At 69.3% G+C, this 17773-nt stretch carries 15 protein-coding genes; 7 read left to right on the top strand and 8 right to left on the bottom strand.

Annotated elements, in window-relative coordinates:
- Positions 1-117 precede the first annotated feature (117 nt).
- Positions 118-675, top strand: a complete 558-nt coding sequence (locus tag KEG57_RS44545) for a hypothetical protein (RefSeq protein ID WP_272424743.1) — start codon at positions 118-120, stop codon at positions 673-675.
- Here the strand turns inward: KEG57_RS44545 and KEG57_RS44540 are convergent, their stop codons facing one another.
- Positions 676-1851: a zinc-dependent alcohol dehydrogenase gene (locus KEG57_RS44540; RefSeq protein WP_272424745.1), complete on the bottom strand. Its 1176-nt coding sequence runs from the start codon at positions 1849-1851 to the stop codon at positions 676-678.
- 34 nt (positions 1852-1885) lie between these two features.
- Positions 1886-2668, bottom strand: coding sequence for a YgaP-like transmembrane domain (locus KEG57_RS44535; protein ID WP_272424746.1), 783 nt, complete (start codon positions 2666-2668; stop codon positions 1886-1888).
- A 296-nt stretch (positions 2669-2964) separates the two neighbouring features.
- Here KEG57_RS44535 and KEG57_RS44530 point away from each other — a divergent pair, with 296 nt between their 5' ends.
- From KEG57_RS44530 to KEG57_RS44515, 4 genes are all read left to right on the top strand, one after another.
- The gene (locus tag KEG57_RS44530) at positions 2965-3561 is read left to right on the top strand and encodes a hypothetical protein (RefSeq protein WP_272424748.1); all 597 of its coding nucleotides are present in this window, start codon (positions 2965-2967) and stop codon (positions 3559-3561) included.
- Positions 3562-3804: 243 nt separating this feature from the next.
- On the top strand, positions 3805-4788 hold the full coding sequence (locus tag KEG57_RS44525; protein ID WP_272424749.1) for a lysylphosphatidylglycerol synthase domain-containing protein: 984 nt from the start codon (positions 3805-3807) through the stop codon (positions 4786-4788).
- A 221-nt stretch (positions 4789-5009) separates the two neighbouring features.
- Positions 5010-5846 (top strand): hypothetical protein, encoded by an 837-nt coding sequence (locus KEG57_RS44520; protein WP_272424750.1) that lies wholly within the window; start codon positions 5010-5012, stop codon positions 5844-5846.
- Between the two features lie 152 nt (positions 5847-5998).
- Positions 5999-9841, top strand: coding sequence for a serine/threonine-protein kinase (locus KEG57_RS44515; protein ID WP_272424752.1), 3843 nt, complete (start codon positions 5999-6001; stop codon positions 9839-9841).
- Positions 9842-9965: 124 nt separating this feature from the next.
- On the opposite strand, the gene KEG57_RS44510 is transcribed toward KEG57_RS44515, so the two are convergent.
- Positions 9966-10664, bottom strand: coding sequence for a TetR/AcrR family transcriptional regulator (locus tag KEG57_RS44510; RefSeq protein ID WP_272424754.1), 699 nt, complete (start codon positions 10662-10664; stop codon positions 9966-9968).
- Between the two features lie 111 nt (positions 10665-10775).
- On the opposite strand from KEG57_RS44510, the gene KEG57_RS44505 reads away from it, so the two are divergent.
- The gene (locus KEG57_RS44505) at positions 10776-12257 is read left to right on the top strand and encodes a flavin-containing monooxygenase (protein ID WP_272424756.1); all 1482 of its coding nucleotides are present in this window, start codon (positions 10776-10778) and stop codon (positions 12255-12257) included.
- A 68-nt stretch (positions 12258-12325) separates the two neighbouring features.
- On the top strand, positions 12326-13129 hold the full coding sequence (locus tag KEG57_RS44500) for an SDR family NAD(P)-dependent oxidoreductase (protein WP_272424758.1): 804 nt from the start codon (positions 12326-12328) through the stop codon (positions 13127-13129).
- A gap of 3 nt (positions 13130-13132) precedes the next feature.
- On the opposite strand, the gene KEG57_RS44495 is transcribed toward KEG57_RS44500, so the two are convergent.
- From KEG57_RS44495 to KEG57_RS44475, 5 genes are all read right to left on the bottom strand, one after another.
- Positions 13133-13564 (bottom strand): SpoIIAA family protein, encoded by a 432-nt coding sequence (locus tag KEG57_RS44495; protein WP_272424760.1) that lies wholly within the window; start codon positions 13562-13564, stop codon positions 13133-13135.
- Positions 13565-13682: 118 nt separating this feature from the next.
- Positions 13683-14987, bottom strand: coding sequence for a sigma-70 family RNA polymerase sigma factor (locus tag KEG57_RS44490; protein WP_272424761.1), 1305 nt, complete (start codon positions 14985-14987; stop codon positions 13683-13685).
- Between the two features lie 166 nt (positions 14988-15153).
- Entirely contained in the window at positions 15154-15738 is a 585-nt protein-coding gene (locus tag KEG57_RS44485) for a hypothetical protein (RefSeq protein WP_272424762.1), read from the bottom strand.
- 54 nt (positions 15739-15792) lie between these two features.
- Positions 15793-17079 (bottom strand): ABC1 kinase family protein, encoded by a 1287-nt coding sequence (locus tag KEG57_RS44480; RefSeq protein ID WP_272459642.1) that lies wholly within the window; start codon positions 17077-17079, stop codon positions 15793-15795.
- A gap of 34 nt (positions 17080-17113) precedes the next feature.
- Entirely contained in the window at positions 17114-17710 is a 597-nt protein-coding gene (locus tag KEG57_RS44475) for an LOG family protein (protein ID WP_272424766.1), read from the bottom strand.
- Between the last annotated feature and the right edge of the window lie 63 nt (positions 17711-17773).

Below are 17773 nucleotides of genomic sequence, written 5' to 3'. Positions count from 1 at the left end.
GCGGGGAAAAAGGCGGCCGCCGTCGTTGCGAGGCTGCAATGTCACGATGACGCATCGCATCATCGTGGGCGATGGAAAGATGACAGGTGGGGGGAGGCCGTTTTAGAGGTACGTCCCATGCGAACGGTCTCTTGGTTGGGCTTCGTGTTCCTTTGCCTCGTCGGGTCGGCCTGTGGCGCGAAGGTCGTCGTGGATGCGACCGGCGAGGGCGGCAGCGGCGGTTCGCCGCCGTGTACGCCCGGCGAGGTGGCGGAGTCTTGTTACACGGGCCCGCCGAATACGAACGGCGTGGGGGTCTGCCACGCCGGCGTCCGGGTCTGTACGGAGAGCGGCACGCCCGGCGCGTGTGAGGGCGAGGCGGTGCCCTCCGCCGAGATCTGCGACAATGGCCTCGACGAAGATTGTAATGGGACCGCGGACGATTTCATGCCCTGCGGCGGTTTCTGCAAGACCTGCTCGAACTTCCTCTCGGACATGCACCCCGAGCTTCCCTTTTGCCCCGAGTCTCAGTCGCTGCACGACACGCTCCTCGGGTGCATGTGCGCGGGGCCGTGCGCGGCCGTCTGCACCGCGACCATCTGTCTGGGCAGCGATCCCTCGCAGCCGTGCGTCAATTGCGTGCTCGACCCCGGCGAGGGTTGCAGCGCCGCCTTCAATGCCTGTCTCGACGACTGATCAGGCCTCGGGCGTGAAGACGACGCGCATGCAACCGTCCCGTTTTTCCTTGAAGGTGTCGTAGGCCTCTTGCCCGTCCGCGAGGCGGGCGCGGTGGGTGATGAGATAACTCGGGTCGAGCTCGCCTTTGCGGATGTGCTCGAGCAGCCGCGGGATGTACCGCTGGCCGTGCTGCTGGCCCATCTTCAGCGTGAGCCCCTTGTTCATCGCGGCGCCCATGGGGAATTTGTCCACGAATCCGCCGTAGACGCCCATGATCGAGACGGTGCCGCCTTTCCGGCACGCGAGGATCGCCTGGCGCAGGACCGTCGGCCGGTCAGTCTCCAGGCGAACGGCCTGCTTGACCCGGTCGTAGGCGTAATCGATGCCCGTCCCGTGCGCCTCCATGCCGACGCAATCGATGCACGCGTCGGGGCCGCGGCCGCCGGTCATCTCGCGCAGGGCCTCGCGCACGTCGACCTGCTCGTAATCGAGGATCTCCGCGCCCGCCCGGTCCCGGGCCATGGCGAGCCGCTCGGGAAAGCGGTCGATCGCGATGACCCGCTCGGCCCCGAGCAAATACGCGCTGAGAATTGCCATCTGCCCCACGCCGCCGCATCCCCAGACGGCCACGACGTCGCCGCGCTGGATGTTGCAGAGGTCGGCGCCCATGTACCCCGTGGGCAGGGCGTCCGAGGCGAAGAGGGCACGCTCGTCGGGCAGGCCGTCGGGCACCTCGAAGGCATTCGTGTCGGCGAACGGCACGCGCACGTAGGTCGCGTGGCTGCCCGCGAAGCCGCCGAAGGCGTGCGAGTAGCCATAGATGCCCGCGGTCGGGTAGCCGAAGAGTTTGTCGGTGATCTCGGGGTTCGGGTTCGTGTTGTCGCAGAGCGAGTACTGCTCGCTCTGGCAGAAGAAGCAATGGCCGCAGCCGATGATCGAGCCTACGACGACGCGCATGCCGGGGCGGAGTTTTTTCACGTCGGTCGCGACCTCGACGACCTCGCCGATGAACTCGTGGCCGATGATGTCGCCCTGCCGCATCGTGGGCACGTATCCGTCGAGCAGGTGCAGATCCGAGCCGCACACGCTCGACATGGTGACGCGCAGGATGGCGTCGTGGGGGCCGAGGATCTCGGGATCGGGGACGGTTTCGATCCCGACGCGGTTCACGCCTTGATAACAGAGCGCCTGCATGGTCGTTCTCCCTTCGTCGTTCGTTTGTCCCGGCTCATGCCGCTGCGCGCGTCACGGGGAGGAACCGGCCGGAGGGTTGTCCCTCGGTCGTCACGATTTCGCCGGCCTCGAGCAGCATCTTCAGGCGGCGCAAACCGGCGCGGGCCCACGCGTCCGGATCCGCGCCCGCCACCGCGGCGAGGGCGCGGAGCAGAAGTCCGCGTGTCTTCGAGAGCTCGAGCACGAGCCGTATTTCGGTCCCGCGACCGCCGGGGGCGTCGCCGAGCAGAATCGCAAGCCGCTCCGGCGGCCCTTCGGCGTGGCCGAGCACGATGGCCCGGGCCTCGTGATCCAGATCGATATGGGCCTCCCACGAGGACCGCTCGCCATTCAGGGCGGTCCATACACGGATGCGTCCCTCGCCGAGGTCTTCCACGCCCTCGACGTGCGGCGCGAAATGGGGGACGTGGGCCGGATCCCGCAAGAACGCGTATACCTCGTTCGCCGGGCGGGCGACGGTGACGGTGCGCTCGATGCGGGTGAGTTTTTCGGCCGGGATGAGGGGCATGGGCATGGGCTTCGGGGCATTGCGCGAGCTCAGCCCGAGGGCCTCGTAGGCCGGGCAATGGCCGCGGACGCCGCGATTGGCGAGCGCGCCGCCGAACACGCCCGCGAGGAGGCCGAGCGCGCCCCTGCGCCAGAGCGCCCAGGCGACGAGACCGCCGCCGATCGCCACGGAAACGACGCGCTCGTTCGGGCCCACGTTGAGCGGCTTCATCTTGCGCGCCCGTGCGGGAATGCCGTGGATGTCGTCGAGCCTGGGTGTCTTCGATTGCATGCGCGCTCCTGTCCCGAGGGGGACGCCTCGCGTCCCCCTCTCGTCCGGGCAAAGCCCGGCCGATTCATCCCCCGAGGCGAGAACCGCTTCGCGATCTCGCAGAGCGCCGAACTGTTCGGCGCTCTAGGGCGTCGGGTCCGAGGCGTAGAATGCAAGGAAGAGACCTCACCCCGGCCGGGCGTGTTCGGCGATCGAAGCGGCCTTCTCGGATCGGGACTTGCAGCGAAATGGGGGCGGCGTCCTCGGCGGAAATCGAGGGCGAGAGGAGCTCTGCAATGAACGACGGGAGGAGCGCGATGCGCAGATCTTTTCGTTTCGTGAGCGTGGCCGGCCTCTTCGCGGCGCTCGCCGTGGCGGGCTGCCAGGAGCGCGACCGCGGCGGTCAAGCCGGGGCTGAGGTGCGTAAGGGCGGCGAAGGGGCGGCGGTCCAGCAGCCGGGGACGCCCCCTGCCGCCGGGCAGCAGCAAGCGCAGCCCGCGCCGGAGCCCATTCGTGATTTGACGATCGTGCTCGTCACGCCCGACCGCCCGACGCTCTTCAATCGGCAGGTCGACCTCGTCGGGGCGCAGGTGCAGAAGGTCTCGAACGATCGAGTCTTCTGGGTCGGCCCGAGCGCTGAGCGGACGGTGCCGGTCTACCTGGACGACCAGGCCCGGAGCGCGCTGCTGCAGGGCCAGCACAAGCTGCAAAAGGGGGATCAGGTCGCGCTGGTGGGCGAGATCCGGCAGTCGCCGAGCACGCAGCTCGCGCAGCAGCAATGGGGACTGTCTTCCCAGGAGGCCAATGAGCTGACCGGCGCGCAGGCCTATCTGCACGTGACGCGGATCCTGATCGGCGAAAAGCCTGGTGTGCAAGGTGGCCAGCAGCAGGGCACGCAAGGCGGCCAGCAGTAGCAGGGCGGACGGACGGGTGGCCAGGGCCGCTGAAACCTCCGCCTGATCGAATTCCCATGGGGCGCGCAGCGTGGGGCCTCCCGGAACCCCACGTTGCGCGCTGTTTTTTCGTTTGTCGCGCCATTTCCGATTTCGTCGCGATGACGAGGGCAAGCCGCGCTGGCACGTCCGTGGCGAGAGCCAAGGACGAGGCCGCGCGAGCGCCTCGCCTGGTTTCGCGGGGGAAACGTGGAGCGACACGAAATGCTGGAGCGAAGGGCCTGGGGCGCGGCGCTTCGCTGGGGCGTGCGCCTCGCGTTCGCGGCCCTCGGGATCGGGGTCGTCGTCTCCCTCGTGCGGCAGGTGGGCGTGGGGACGCTTTGCCAGATTCTGCGCGACGCGGCGCCATGGCTGCCGCTCGTCGTGCTCCTCGAAGGGGCGCGCATCGGGACGGACGCGGTCGCGACATATGCAGCCTATGGCCCGACCGCTCGGAGGCTCCTGCCGGCCCGGGTCCTTACGCGCGCGGCGCTCGTGGCGCGGGCCGTCTCGTCGATCGCGCCCGCCGGGCGCACAGCGGCCGAGGCGACGAAGGCGGCATTGCTCGCGCCGTGGGCGGGCCCAACAGCGGCCACGGCGGCGGCCGCGACGGGGCAAGCCGTGACGCTCGTGAGCAGCGGGATCATTTCGGTGCCCTGCGCGGTCGCGGCGTATGCGCTCTCGGGGGCCTCGCCGATCACGATGGCGCTCGTCCTTCATTCCGCGCTGCTCTTCGCGGCGGGGACGGGGATCCGGATGGCCATGCGCGCGCCGTGGCTCGGCTCGCTCGCCGGCCGTTTGTCCGGGCTAGCAGGCGCGCATGTCCAGGCTTTTCAGGCGCGCGCCTGCGAGACGAGCCTCCTTCCGCCGGGGCCGATCGCCGCGATGCTCCTCGGTCGGGCGCTCCAGGTCGCGCAATATGCAATCCTGGCCCGCGCGGTGGGCGCGGCGACGAGCGTTTCGCGCGCGCTCGTCGCCCAGGGGGCGAGCATGGTCGCGCTCGCCGTGGGCGCGTTCGTCCCGGCGCAGGTGGGCGTGAGCGAGGGGGCGTTCGCGTGGAGCGCCGACGTGCTCGGCGCGACCCTGCCGCAGGCGCTCGCCATCGCGCTCCTCGGGCACGCGCTCGAGGCCGTTTATGTGGCGGTGGGCGCGGTCGTTCCACTTCTATGGAGAGCACCGCAGCCGCCAGACGAGCGGCCCGAGCATTAAAACGGAAACGTGCAGTTCGTTCGCAATAACGTCCAGGCCGGTCTTGCGGCGAGGGTGGGGGGCGTGCAAAGGTTGCCCGCTGCATGCCGTTCGTCCCGCTTGTTTTCTCGCCCCGGAGGGCGCGTCGTCATCCTCGGCTCGCGTCCGTATCCGTCCTTTTTCTCGCTCTCGCCGGTATCGAGCTGGGCAGTGGGCACGCGCGTGATTTGCGCGAGGCGTGGATGGATCCGGTGTACGCGGCCGTCGGCACGCCGCCCCCGCCGCTCGCGTCGGGGGACAAGGACGGCGACGGGCTTTCCGACGAGCGCGAGGCCGAGCTCGCTCGTACGTTCGCTCCGATTGTCCTCCTCGATCGCGAGGATCGCGCGCTCCCGGCGTCGGTTCCCTGGGTCATGGAAAAGTCCGATTTCGTGGAGGGAGCCGCGCGCGTGCGCCGCGCACGCAGGGCGTTCGATGACGACGTGCGCAAGGGGAGCGAGCGGCCCGAGGACTGGGTGACGTACGTCAACGTCTACCCGCGGGCGAGCGGCGGAATTCACGTCGAATACTGGTTTTATTACCCGTACAACGACGGGCCGCTTTTTTTCAAGCACGAGAGCGACTGGGAGCACATGACCGTGCGCCTCGACGAGGAGGGCCTCCCGCTCGGGGCGTACCTCGCCCGGCACGAGGACAACAATCCCGGGCCCTTTTTCACGTGGTCCCGGCTCCGCAAGGAGGGCGAGCACCCGGTCGTCCTGTCCGCGCGCGGGACCCACGCGACCTACGCCAACCGCTCGGACCTCGCATGGTTCGAATCGGCCGCCTCGTCGTGCGACGAGCTCGCGACGTGCGGCGATCGGCCCTGGCGGACCTGGGAAGGCGGCGGGCTCTCGCGGCTCGACGACGTGCCCGAGAGCGCGCTCGCGGGGCGGGCATTCCGCTTCGACGGACGATGGGGCGCGGCGGGCTTTTGGCCGGGCACGAGCGCGCCGCGCGGGCCCATGTTCCAGTCGGGGCATTGCGCGGGCGGATTCGCGTCCTGCCGCAAGCCGATTGAAATGGCGAGCCTGCCGTAAACGTCCCGGTCGCGCGGCGGGCTTCCCCGACGGGAAATGTCTGAATGGCGCGAAGGTACGCGCCCGAGCCTCGAATCGAAAGAGAAAACTTCGTTTCGTCGCCCGGCGAGCATGCTTGTGGGCTCCGGTTCTCCAGGGTATCCTGAATCCAAATGCGATCCGGTGAGGTGCTCGACGAACGGTTCGTGCTCGGAACGCGGGCCGGATCCGGAGGGATGGGGACGGTGTGGCGCGCCGTCGACCAGAGCACGGGCATGCCCGTCGCGCTCAAGGTCTTGCGTGATCCCGAGGGAGAGTCGGCGACGCGTTTCCTAAAGGAGGCGCGTATCCTCTCGACGTTCGAGCACCCGCACGTCGTGCGCTACGTGGCCCATGGCATTGCCTCCTCGGGCGAACCTTATCTCGCGATGGAATGGCTCGAAGGCGAGAGCCTGCTCGCGCGCCTCGAGCGAGGCGCGCTTTCCATCGAGGAGAGTTTGTCCCTCGCCCGCCACGTCGCCGAGGCGCTCGGCGCGGCGCACGCGCGGCGGATCGTCCACCGGGACGTGAAGCCGAGCAACCTGTTTCTCGTGGGCGGCTCGGCCGATCGTTTGAAGATCGTCGATTTCGGCATCGCGCAGAGCGGCGTGACGGGCGCGCTCACCCGGACGGGATCGATCCTGGGGACGCCCGGATACATGGCGCCGGAGCAGGCGCGCGGCGACCGCGACGCCGACGCGCGGGCGGACTTGTTCGCCCTCGGGTGTGTCCTGTACGAGTGTTTGGCCGGAAAACCCGCGTTTCAGGGCGCGCACCCGATGGCCCTGCTCGCGAAGCTCCTGCTCGAGGATCCCGCGCGGCTCCGGGATCTGCGCCCCGACGCGCCGGAGCCGCTCACGGCGCTCGTTCATCGTTTGCTCTCCAAGGACCCGGAGAGCCGCCCCGAAGACGGCGCGGCGGTGCGCGTGCTCCTCGATCGCATCGACCTGACCGCGAGGCCGCCCGTCTCCACGGGTGAGCCTCCGCGGGCGTCGCTGACGGGCACGGAGCGGCGGCTCGTCTCGATTGTGGCGGTCGCGCCGCCGCTCGATCGCGAAGTGCCGCGGGATCTCGTGGCCGCGGTGCGGCGCGTGGTCACGCCGCTCGGCGCGCGGGCCCTGGAGCTCTCCTCCGGCGCGGTCGTGGCCGTGCTGCTCGGCGAGGGCAGCGTGGTGGATCAAGCGGCGAACGCGGCGCGTTGCGCCATGTGGATCAAGCTCGCGGCGCCCGAGGCGGCCGTCGTGCTCGTGACGGGGCGCGGCGAGTCCACGAACCGCTTGCCCGTCGGCGAGGCGCTCGAACGCGCGGCGGCGCTGCTCGACGAAGCGCTTTCCGAGAAGCAGGAGGGCGCGCCCGTTCGGATCGACGACAACACGCGCGCGCTGCTCGACGCGCGCTTCGAGTTGGTCGAGCAGGAGGGACGGATCGCGCTGCGTGGCGAGCGCCGGACGGGGCAGGAGAGCCGCACGCTCCTCGGCAGGCCGAGCCCTTTCGTGGGCCGCGAGCGCGAGCTCCGGAACATCCTCGACCTCGTGGCCGAGAGCTTCGAGGAGCGGCGCCCCTCGGCCGTGCTGGTGACGGCGCCTCCGGGGATGGGCAAGTCGCGCCTGCGGCAGGAGCTCTTGCGGGTCATCAAGGAGCGCCACACGAGCGTCGCTTGCACGATCGCGCGGCCCGACGCGATCGGCGCCGGATCGGCCTTCTCGCTGCTCGCGGGCGCGCTGCGCGAGATCCTGCAGATCTCGGCGGGCGAGCCGATCGAGGCGCAGCGCCGCAAGATCGAGCTGCTCACGTCGGTCTTCTCGGACGCGGCGGAGCAACGCACGATCATGGAGTTCCTCGGCGAGCTCGCGGGCGCGCCGTTCCCCGACGAGGGCAGCCCACGCCTGCGCGCGGCGCGTCAGAACCCGCAGCTCATGGCCGATCAGATCGAGTCGGCCTACCGCGAGCTCACGGCGACGGTCGGGGCCACGCGGCCGATCCTCGTGGTACTCGAAGATCTGCACTGGGGAGACGCGCCCTCGCTCAAGGTCCTCGACGCCGTGCTGCGGGACGTCACCGACGTGCCGTTCGTCGTGCTCGCGTTCGCGCGGCCCGCGGTGCACGAGGTCTTCCCGCGCCTCTGGTCGGGCCGGAACGTGCACGAGATCCGGCTCGGTCCCTTGCCGAAGCGCGCCGCGACGGAGCTCGTGTCGGCCGTGCTCGGCGGCGACGTCGCGGCCGAACGCGGCGCGGCGCTCGTCGAGCGCGCCGAGGGAAATGCGTTTTTTCTGGAAGAGCTCATCCGCGCGGTCGCCGACGGTCGGGGCGGCGAGCTGCCGGATACGGTGCTCGGCATGGTCGAGGCGCGCCTCTCCGCGCTCGCGCCCGAATCGCGCCGGTTGCTGCGGGCCGCGAGCATCTTCGGCGAGGTGTTCTGGGAGAGCGGCATCTGCGAGCTGCTCGGCGACGGCATGCCACTCGCCGCGTCGCTCTCGGAGCTCTGCGCGCGAGAGCTCGTCACGCGGCGTCTCCATTCGCGTTTCGCCGGGCAGGAGGAGTACGCGTTCCGCCACGCGATCATCCGCGAGGGCGCGTACGCCATGCTCACCGATCAGGATCGGCACCTCGGCCATCGGCTCGCCGGGGAGTGGCTGAAGCGCGCCGGCGAGCCCGATGCGCTCGTCCTCGCCGAACATTTTCAGCGCGGCCACGACCCCGAGAACGCCGCGGTTCATTACCTCCGCGCGGGCAGCCAGTCGTTTGACCGCGACGACTTTTCCGGCGCGCTTGTCTGCGCGCAGCGCGGGATCGCGTGCGGCGCCGCGGGCGAGGTCCTCGGCAACCTGCAGACGCTCTGCGCGATGGCGCATTGCTGGCGCTCGGAGCTCGAACCCGCGCACCGGACGAGCGTCTCGGCGCTGCCGCTCGTCGCGCGCGGCAGCCGCTGGGAGTGCTTGCTCCTCTTCCACGGCACGTGGGCGTCGCTCGTCGTGGGCGCAGAGGACGATTTCCTCCGCATCGGCAGCCGCTTCATCGACTTCGAGCCCGAGCCCGACGCGCGTCGCGATTACCTGCTCTGGGCCCCGCTCGCCGCCTCCCTGCTCACGTCGTACGGACGGCGCGCGCTTTGCCGCGCCTTGCTCGACCGCGCCGAACGGCTCGCGGCGTCGATGCCTGCGCTCGACCTCGACGTCGTCGGCTCCCTGGCGATCGGGGAGAGCGACGAGCTCCGCGCCTTCGAGCGCGCCCCGTTTCGCCAGCTCGAGCTCACGCGGAGGGCCGTCTCCGCGTTCGAATCCATCGGCGATGCCAGAAACCACATCACCGCGCTGAACCGGCTCGGCCAGGCCCTCGGCGAGCTCGGCGAGCGCGCGGCCGGCGAGCGCGCGCTCCGGTCCGCCGTCGATCTCGCGCGCCGCATTCGGGGACCGTTTGCCCTCCTGCAATCGGAGCTCCACCTCGCGGCGCTGCTCGTCGGCTTCGGCGAGGACACGAAATGGGCCGAGGCGGAGGCCATCGCCGAGCGTGTGCTTTCGGCCTCGGGCGTGAGCGACGGGTATCGCGGCTGGGCGCGCGGCATCCGGGCGCAGATCCTCCTCCACCGCGGCGCCTACGAGGACGCCGCCCGCGAGGCGCGCGCGGCCCTCGCCCTTTGCGCGCGGGTCCCTTTGCGCAAGCTCTGGATCACGACGCTCCTCGTGCGTTGCCTCGTCCTTTTGCGAAAGGCGTCCGAGGCGCGCGCGCTCGCTCGGGAGATCGGCGCGGCGCTCGGCCGGGACGGCGGCGGGTACGTCGAGATCGAGGCGCGGCTCGTCATGGCCGAGGCGTGCGCCGAGCAGGGCGAGATGGAGGAGGCGTCGCGGGCCCTGCGCGACGTCATGGGCCGGATCGAGGCGCGCGCCGCGGAGATCCCGGACGCGGCGCTGCGCTCGCATTACCTCCACGAGGTGCCCGAGAACATCCGCGCACGCTCGCTCGCGGCGGCCTGGCTCTGAGAGGGAGTTCCACAGGCTGCTGCGCGGCTCGATGCGTCGGTCGGCCTCGCTCGACGTACAGTGTACGCCTCGCTCGGCCTCCCTAGCCTCGAGCCGCTCGCGACGCCTGTGGAACTCCCTCTGATCAGCGCGCCTTCGCGGGACGCTTTTTCTTCGGCGGGGCGGGCTCGTTCGTCAGGGAAAACTCTGTCGCGGCGCGGAGCGCGTCGAAGAGCAGCACCTTCGCGAGCGTGACGATCTGCTCGATCGGCACGGACCTGCGCGCCACCCAGTCGATCGACGCGGCCTCGACGAAGCCGATCCAGCCGCGCATCGCCGTGTGGACGAGCGGGCCCATGGCCTCGGGGGGCAGGGCCGCGACGATGCGGCCGAGGAAGATCGTGCGGGTCTCCTCCAGCACCGCCGCGACCTCCGGATCCGAGCCGATTCCGCCCCGCATGAGGGCGACGTACGCGGCGCCGCGTCGCTCCACGTACGCGAGGTAGGTCCGCACGCCCCGCTCGACTTCCTCTTCGGGCGAGGCGTCCTTGGCCGTGCCGAGGGTCGCGTCGAGCAGCTCCGTCGACGCCGCGCGCAGGGCCGCCACGTAAAAATCGCGCTTCGTCGGAAAATAATAATAAAGCAGGCCTTTCGAGATCCCGGCGGCGCGTGCGATGTCGTCGATCGACACCTCGTCGTAGGAGCGCTCGCTGAAGATCGACAGGCCGAGCGCGAGGAGCTGGGCGCGTCGCTCGTCGACCTCCAGTCGAGCGCGCGCGGCGGGCCCTTTTTCGGCCTCCGCCGGGGGCCCTGCCGCGGGCCTCGGCCTTGCTCGGCTCTTCATGAGGCGTGCCTATACCCCCGCCGCCCGGGATGTTCAATCGTCCGGTTTGTTGTTGACTTCGGTTCAACAGCCGGTATCTTCGACTTCACTACTGAACCGGAGTCAACAGCCATGCAGCGCACGCGCGTTTCGGGCTCGGTCACGCCCATCGTCATCGTCGGCAGCGGCTTTGCGGGCCTCGCCATGGCGATCCGGCTGAAGCAGGCCGGCATCCACGACTTCACGATCTTCGAGCAGGCGGGGCGTGTCGGCGGCACCTGGCGCGACAACCATTACCCGGGCGCGGCGTGCGACGTCGAATCGCACCTCTACTCGTTCTCGTTCGAGCCGAACCCGCGCTGGACACGCATGTTCGCGCCGCAGGCCGAGATCCTTTCCTACCTCGAATCCTGCGCCCAGAAGTACGGATTGCTCCCCCACATCCGCCTGAACACCGAGGTCCGAGGCGCCACGTTCGACGAGCGGGAAGGGATCTGGCGGGTCGAGACGAGCGACGGTCGCACGACGACGGCGCGTGTGCTCGTCTCGGCTTGTGGTGGCCTCAACCGGCCGGCGCTGCCCGACATCCCGGGCCTCGGCACGTTCGGCGGAAAAACCTTTCATTCGGCGCGCTGGGACGATTCCGCGGATCTCGAAGGCAAGACGGTGGCGGTCATCGGCACCGGGGCGAGCGCAATCCAGATCGTGCCGGCCATCGCGTCGAAGGTCGGGCGTCTCCACCTCTTCCAGCGCACGCCGCCGTGGATCCTGCCGAAGCGTGATCGCGCGATCTCGGAGGCCGAGCGCGAATGGTTCGCCCGCGTGCCGCTCCTCCAGCGGCTTGCCCGCCTGCGTCAATACTGGTGGCACGAGCTCTTCGCGCTCGGGTTCGTCGCCGAGCCGCGTATCATGAAGCTCGCCGAGCGGCTCGCGCGGGCGTACCTCGCGAACAGCGTGCCGGATCCGGTTTTGCGGGAGAAACTCACGCCTGCGTACACCATGGGCTGCAAGCGCGTCCTGCTCTCGAACGATTATTACCCGGCGCTGCTCCGGCCGAACGTCGAGCTCGTCACCGAGCCGATCGAGGCGATCGAGGCCGAGGGCGTCCGGACGAGCGACGGGGTTTTTCGTGAGGTCGATACGCTCATCCTCGCGACCGGGTTCCAGGCCGCGGAGGCCGTGGCGCCGTTCGCAATCCGCGGGCGGGGCGGGCGCGATTTGAACGACGCGTGGCGCGACGGGCCCGAGGCCTATCGCGGGACGACGATCGCGGGGTTTCCCAATTTCTTCCTGATCGTCGGGCCAAACGTCGGCCTCGGCCATAGCTCCATGGTGTTCATGATCGAATCGCAGGCGGCCTACGTCATGAGCTGCATCGAGGCCATGCAGGCGCGGCGGTGGAAGTTCGTCGACGTGCGTCCCGAGGCGCAAAGCCTGGAGAACCGCAAGCTCCAGGCGCGTTTTCCCCGCACCGTCTGGTCGACCGGATGCGTGAGCTGGTATCAGACCCGGAGCGGCAAGAACACGACGCTCTGGCCCGGCTTCACCTTCGAGTTTCGCCTGAAGACGCGGCGCTTCGATCCCGCGCCTTACGAAGTGGTCCCGATGGCGTGAGTGCCATTGACGGATCGGCGCTTGTCGGGCTTTGATGCGGGCCTGGAGACGAGGAAGAGGAGAACTTCATGGGACTTCGATCATCGGGATGCAGCGTCATCACCGGGGCAGGGGGCGGCTTCGGTCGCGCGCTCGCGTTCGAGCTCGCGGCGCGCGGCGCGCGGCTCGTGCTCTCCGACATCAACCCGGGCGCGGCGGAGGAGACGGCGCGCCTCGCCCTCGCGCGCGGCGCCGCGGGGGTGAAGGCGCTCGGCTGCGACGTGACGAAAATCGAGGAGGTGGAGGCGCTCGCGAATGCCTGCGAGGGACCCGTCGACCTCCTCGTCAACAACGCCGGCGTCAGCAGTGGCGGGCTCGTCGGAGATCTCTCGCTCACGGATTGGCGCTGGACGATCGAGGTCGACCTCTTCGGCGTGATCCACGGCTGCCACGTCTTCGTTCCCCGCATGAAAAAGCAGGGGGCCGGCCATATCCTCAATGTCGCCTCCGCCGCCGGTCTTCTCTGCGCGCCGCGCATGGCCGCCTACAACGCCGCGAAAGCGGGCGTCATCGCGATTTCGGAGACCCTGGCCGTGGAGCTCGACGATACGGGCGTGGGCGTGACCGTTCTGTGTCCGACGTTTTTCAAGACGGACATCGTGAATTCGGGGCGCTTCGCAGATCAGGAGACTCGCAAGATGGCGGACGAACTCATGGCGGGCGGCCGGCCCGTCGAGGAGGTCGTCGTCGCGGCGCTCGTGGCCGTGGAGCGCGACGAGCTTTATGCGGTGCCAATGGCCGACGCGCGCTGGCTCTGGAGGGTGAAGCGCGCTTTGCCGGACGCGTTCCGCAAGATCGTCAGCATGGGCGTGCGTCTGCGTTCGAAGGGCTGACGCTCAAGCGCGCGGCGGCGGCTCGGCGAGCCAGCGGCGCGCCTCCTCAATATTCGCGAAGAATCCGACCGTATACTCGAAAAAATGAGAAAAGAGCACGCGACCGGCGCGCTCGACCATCTCGAGGAGCGCGCGCGTGGTGAAGCTCGGGCCGGCAATGGCGACGCGCCGCAATGGATACTTGCGTTCGACCTGCCGGAAGACCGCGCGTGCATGCGGCTCGAAGCTCCCCATTCGGCTCACCTCGGCCAGGAGGTCGTAGGGGCTGCCTACCCGGTCGCCGACCTGGTGGAGCAGGTCCTTGATGGCCGACGCGTCCGTCTTCGAGACGGGACCCATCACTTCGATGATGAGGAGCGCAGGCGGCTCGAACCTCGCCTGATGAGGGCCGATCCGAAAGGTGCGCGAAAGAAAGGAAACGTCGGGCGTATGCATCGGGCTCGAAGGGAAGCGAAAGGGGAGCTTGCCACGGATCAAGCCCACCGAGAAGCCATCCGCGCGGGGGGCCGAGCGTCCATCGATGGACCTCGCCATCGATGGACGAGCTCGGCCCTCAGCGCAAGCCTTCCAGATAAGAACCGAGCCCCCGCTCCTCCGACCAGGTGCGGAGCTTCTGCAGCGCCTTCGATTCGATCTGCCGAATTCGCTCGCGGCTCAGCGAGAACGAGCGGCCGATCTGCTCCAAGGTATGGTCGTCCTCGCCCGTCAGGCCATAACGAAGCTTCAAGACCTCGCGCTCGCGGGGCGTGAGCGTCTCCAGCATCGCGCTCGCGGCCTCGCGCATGCGGCTGCGCACGAGCGCCTCGTCGGGCGCGTCCGTTTCGCTGGCGAGCGTGTCGCCGAAGCGGAAATCGCCCTCGTCGCCCATGGGCGCGTCGAGGCTGACCGGCGTGAGCGAGAGCGCGCGGACCGCCTGGACCTTGTCGAGCGGCACGCCCGAGCTCTCCGCAATCTCCTCCTGCGAGGGCAATCGCGCGTTTTTCTGCGAGAGTGCCCGCTCCGCGCCGAGCACCCGCCGCCGGCTCGCCGTGAGGTGTACCGGCATGCGAACGTCCTTGCCCTGATAAAGGAGCGCACGCTCGATCGATTGCCGGATCCACCACGCCGCATAGGTACCGAACCGATAGCCGCGCGCATAGTCGAACTTGTCGGCGGCCCGGATGAGGCCGAGGTTCCCCTCCTGCACGAGATCGAGCAGGGGGACGCCGCGGTTTCCATAATGGCGCGCCGTCGCGACCACGAGGCGCAGGTTTGCCCGGACGAGCTCGCCCTTCTCGTGCGCCGCCCGCGCCCGCGCCTTGGCCGAACGATCACGCGCCTCCTCGATGCAAGCCTGCTCGTCGGCCGAGGTGGCCTTCGCGCGTGCGGCGAGCGCCTGATCGAGCCGCTCGACGAGCGTCGGGTCGACCCGCAGCGTGTCGAACGCATCCGCGAGATCCGCGGGCAATGCAGCGTCGTTTCCCGATTCAGAGGCGAGCACGTGTGCTCGTTCGAGTGCGTCGACGAGGCGCCTCGTGGTGTCCGCCGCGTCCGGGGCCTCGCCGTTCAGGAGGAGGTCCCGCGGGTTCGTCTGGCCAGACCGAATTTCCTCCGCAATCGCGGCAAGCGCGTGGATGCTGGCCGGGGAGCGGACGAGCGCGGACAGCGCGTCGCGCTCGGCAAAGGTGATACGACGCCCGAGCTCGGCTTCGGCCTCGCGCGTGAGCGGCTGGCTTGCTTCGAGTCCACGCAGGTAGAGATCGGTCGCGTCCTGGATCGGAGCCGCGCGCGGCGCCGGGGGCGTGGGGCCCTTGGGCGTACGCGGACGACGCTTGCGTGCGGGCTCCTTCGCGGGGCCCGCGATCCTCAGTTTGTTCAATGTGGTCTCCAGGCCCGCGTCCAGCCCGGCGAAAGACGCGGCGGAGGGTGATGCTCGCCGGGGTTACGGAACGTAAGCATCCCTCGCGCGTCCGGAAGGGGGCGCACAAAAGAATTTCGGGCGAGGGGGCTACCCCAGGCGTCGAATACGAATGATGTGCAGGCGCTCAACCCGTCAGGAGCATGGCCACCATCGCGGCCGAGGCGGTTTCGCCCCAGCTCGCGAACGTCTCGGGGATTCGGACGCTCACGAGCTCCATCGAACCTCCACAACGTAGCGACCCTTCGTAAATGTGCCCGCGCCTCGCGAGATCGAACCCGCAGAGGCCGACGGTCCCCGTGATCGCCTCGGGCCCGATCCAGAGATCGGTGATGCGGCCGCGGAGCAGGCCCTCGACGTGCTGCCGCTTTTCCATGCGCGTCACGCGGAGCCGGAGCGGCTCGGCGCTCCAGAGCCCAACGACCTCGGAGCCGCGGACGGAGGCGCTCAGCGTTTTGCCGAGCACGAGGCCGCGCAGGACCTTGCCGTCGTCCTCGGCGTAGAGGCCGACGTTGACGACCGGCCCGATCGCCGTCCCCTCGCCGATCGTCGCGTTGACGACGTGCCCGCCCGAGCCCTGCAGGAAGAAGTCGTTCGGCCTCCACGGCTCGTCGTAGAGCGTGTCCTGGGAGGGCATGTCCGGCTCCTCGTAACCGCAGGAAGCAGGTGCGAGAAGGGCGAGCGCGAGGAAGGGAAGGGGGAGCCTCTGCATCACGGACCTCGGCGGAGTATAAGCCGGCGGGCGCGTTTCACAACGGCCCTTGCGTCAGACGAGCCCCGCCTCCCGCAGGAACGTCTCCTCCACGGCCGCGTAATCGATCGTCACGTCGAGGCGGGCGAGGACCGAATAAAAGCCGAACTGGAGCCGGTTCATGAAGAGCATGCCGGGCGGGAGCTGCACGAAGTTACCGTCCTTCTTGGACAGCACCTCGTTCTTCATTTCCCGGATGCCCTCGACCAGGCTCGCTGCGTAGGGCCGCGTGATCCGGAAGGGCGAGGCGAAAATCGGCTCGAAGCAGCGGCGCGAGTAGGCGACCGCCATTCGCTCGTAGACCCCGCCCTCGGTGAGGAGGATCTTCGTGGCGATGTCGCCGAACGCCGGTTCGTCCCGACGGAGTGCCGCGAGGTGGAGGTTTCGTGCGAGCGTGAGGCGCTCGCCCTCGATGGGCTGCACGCAGCCGAAATCGAGGAAGATGATCGAGCCGTCGTCCTGGAAGAGGTAATTGCCGGGGTGCGGGTCGGCGTTGAACATGCCGCCGACGAGGTTGCCCTTGAAGACGAACCGCCAGAGCGTGTCCGCATAACGCTCGCGGATGGCCTGGTCCGCCTCGCAGGCCTCTTCCAGGGTTTTTCCGGCCACGAGCTCACTCGTGAGCACGCGTTTGCTCGATCGCTCGGCGATGACCTCGGGAATGCGGATCGACCGGTCGCCCTGGTGCAGCGCCGTGAACGCCCGCTGCCTCCGGGCTTCGAGCTCGTAATCGAGCTCCTCGGTGAAGCGCGCCCGGAGCTCGGCGAGCACGGCCTTGGGCTCCAGGCGCTTCGGCCCGAGCACCGCGACCATCCCGCCGAGGACGTCGGCATTTTCGAGATCGCTCTCGACGGCCTTCTCGATGCCGGGGTGCTGCACCTTGACGGCGACCTCGCGGCCGTTGCCGAGCCGCGCCCGGTGCACCTGGCCGATCGAGGCGCTCGCGAACGGCTGCTCGTCCCATTCGGCGAAGAGTTTGTCGATCGGCGCCCCGAGCTCCTCCTCGACCCGGGTGCGGATGGCCACGGGGGACGAGGTCGGCGCCGCATTGCGGAGCTTGCGCATGGCCGTCTCGTAGGCCTCGCGTTGCGCCTCGGGGACCATGCCGTCCACGTAGCTCGCCATCTGGCCGGCTTTCGCGGCGAGCCCGCGGAGCGTGCCGAGCATCTCGGCGGCCTTGTTCGCGGCCGCGTCCGCCGCTGACGTGCCGCGGAGCATGCTCGCGCCCGTGCGGGCCCCGACGGCGGCGAGCCGCGCCAGCCTTCCCAGGCGTCCTTCCGGGATCTTTCGTTCGTCGGTCATCGGGGCGGAGGTGTGGGGATCGGACGGGCTCGGTTCAAGGTTTGTCGATCCACCGGCCGATATCGGGAATCTGGAGCTTCGAGAGGCGGTCGAGGAGCGCGTCCATCGAATCGGCCGACGCGCAGAGGGGGCGATGAATGGGGCGAATGAAGCCCTCGGCCATCGCGTGATCGAGGAATGCGACGAGGTGGTCGTAGTAGCCGCGCACGTTGAGCAGGCCGACGGGCTTCTTGTGATAGTTGAGCTGCGACCAGGTCACGACCTCGAAGACCTCTTCGAGCGTGCCCCAGCCGCCGGGGAGGGCGACGAAGGCGTCGGCCATCGAGGCCATCATGGTCTTGCGGGCGTGCATGCTGTCGACGATGAAGAGCTCGGTGAGGCCCTCGTGCGCGAGCTCGCGGGTCTTGAGCTTTTCGGGGATGACGCCGTAGACCTTGCCACCTTTCATGAGCGCGCCTTCGGCGACGGCGCCCATCATGCCGACGCGACCGCCGCCGTAGACGAGATCGATGCCGCGCTCGGCGAGGTAGGCGCCGGCCGCGCGGGCGGCGTCGAGGTAATGAGTCCCGACGCCGCCGGAGGACCCGCAGTAGACCGCGACGCGGCGGAAATGGGTGCGCGTGCTGTTCATGCGCGGAACATAGTCCAGGGGGCCGTCACTGGCACCCGGAAAATTCGGTAAGAGCGGAAAGTT

The organism is Polyangium jinanense, from assembly GCF_028435365.1.
This window is presented reverse-complemented; position numbering and strand designations above follow the sequence as displayed.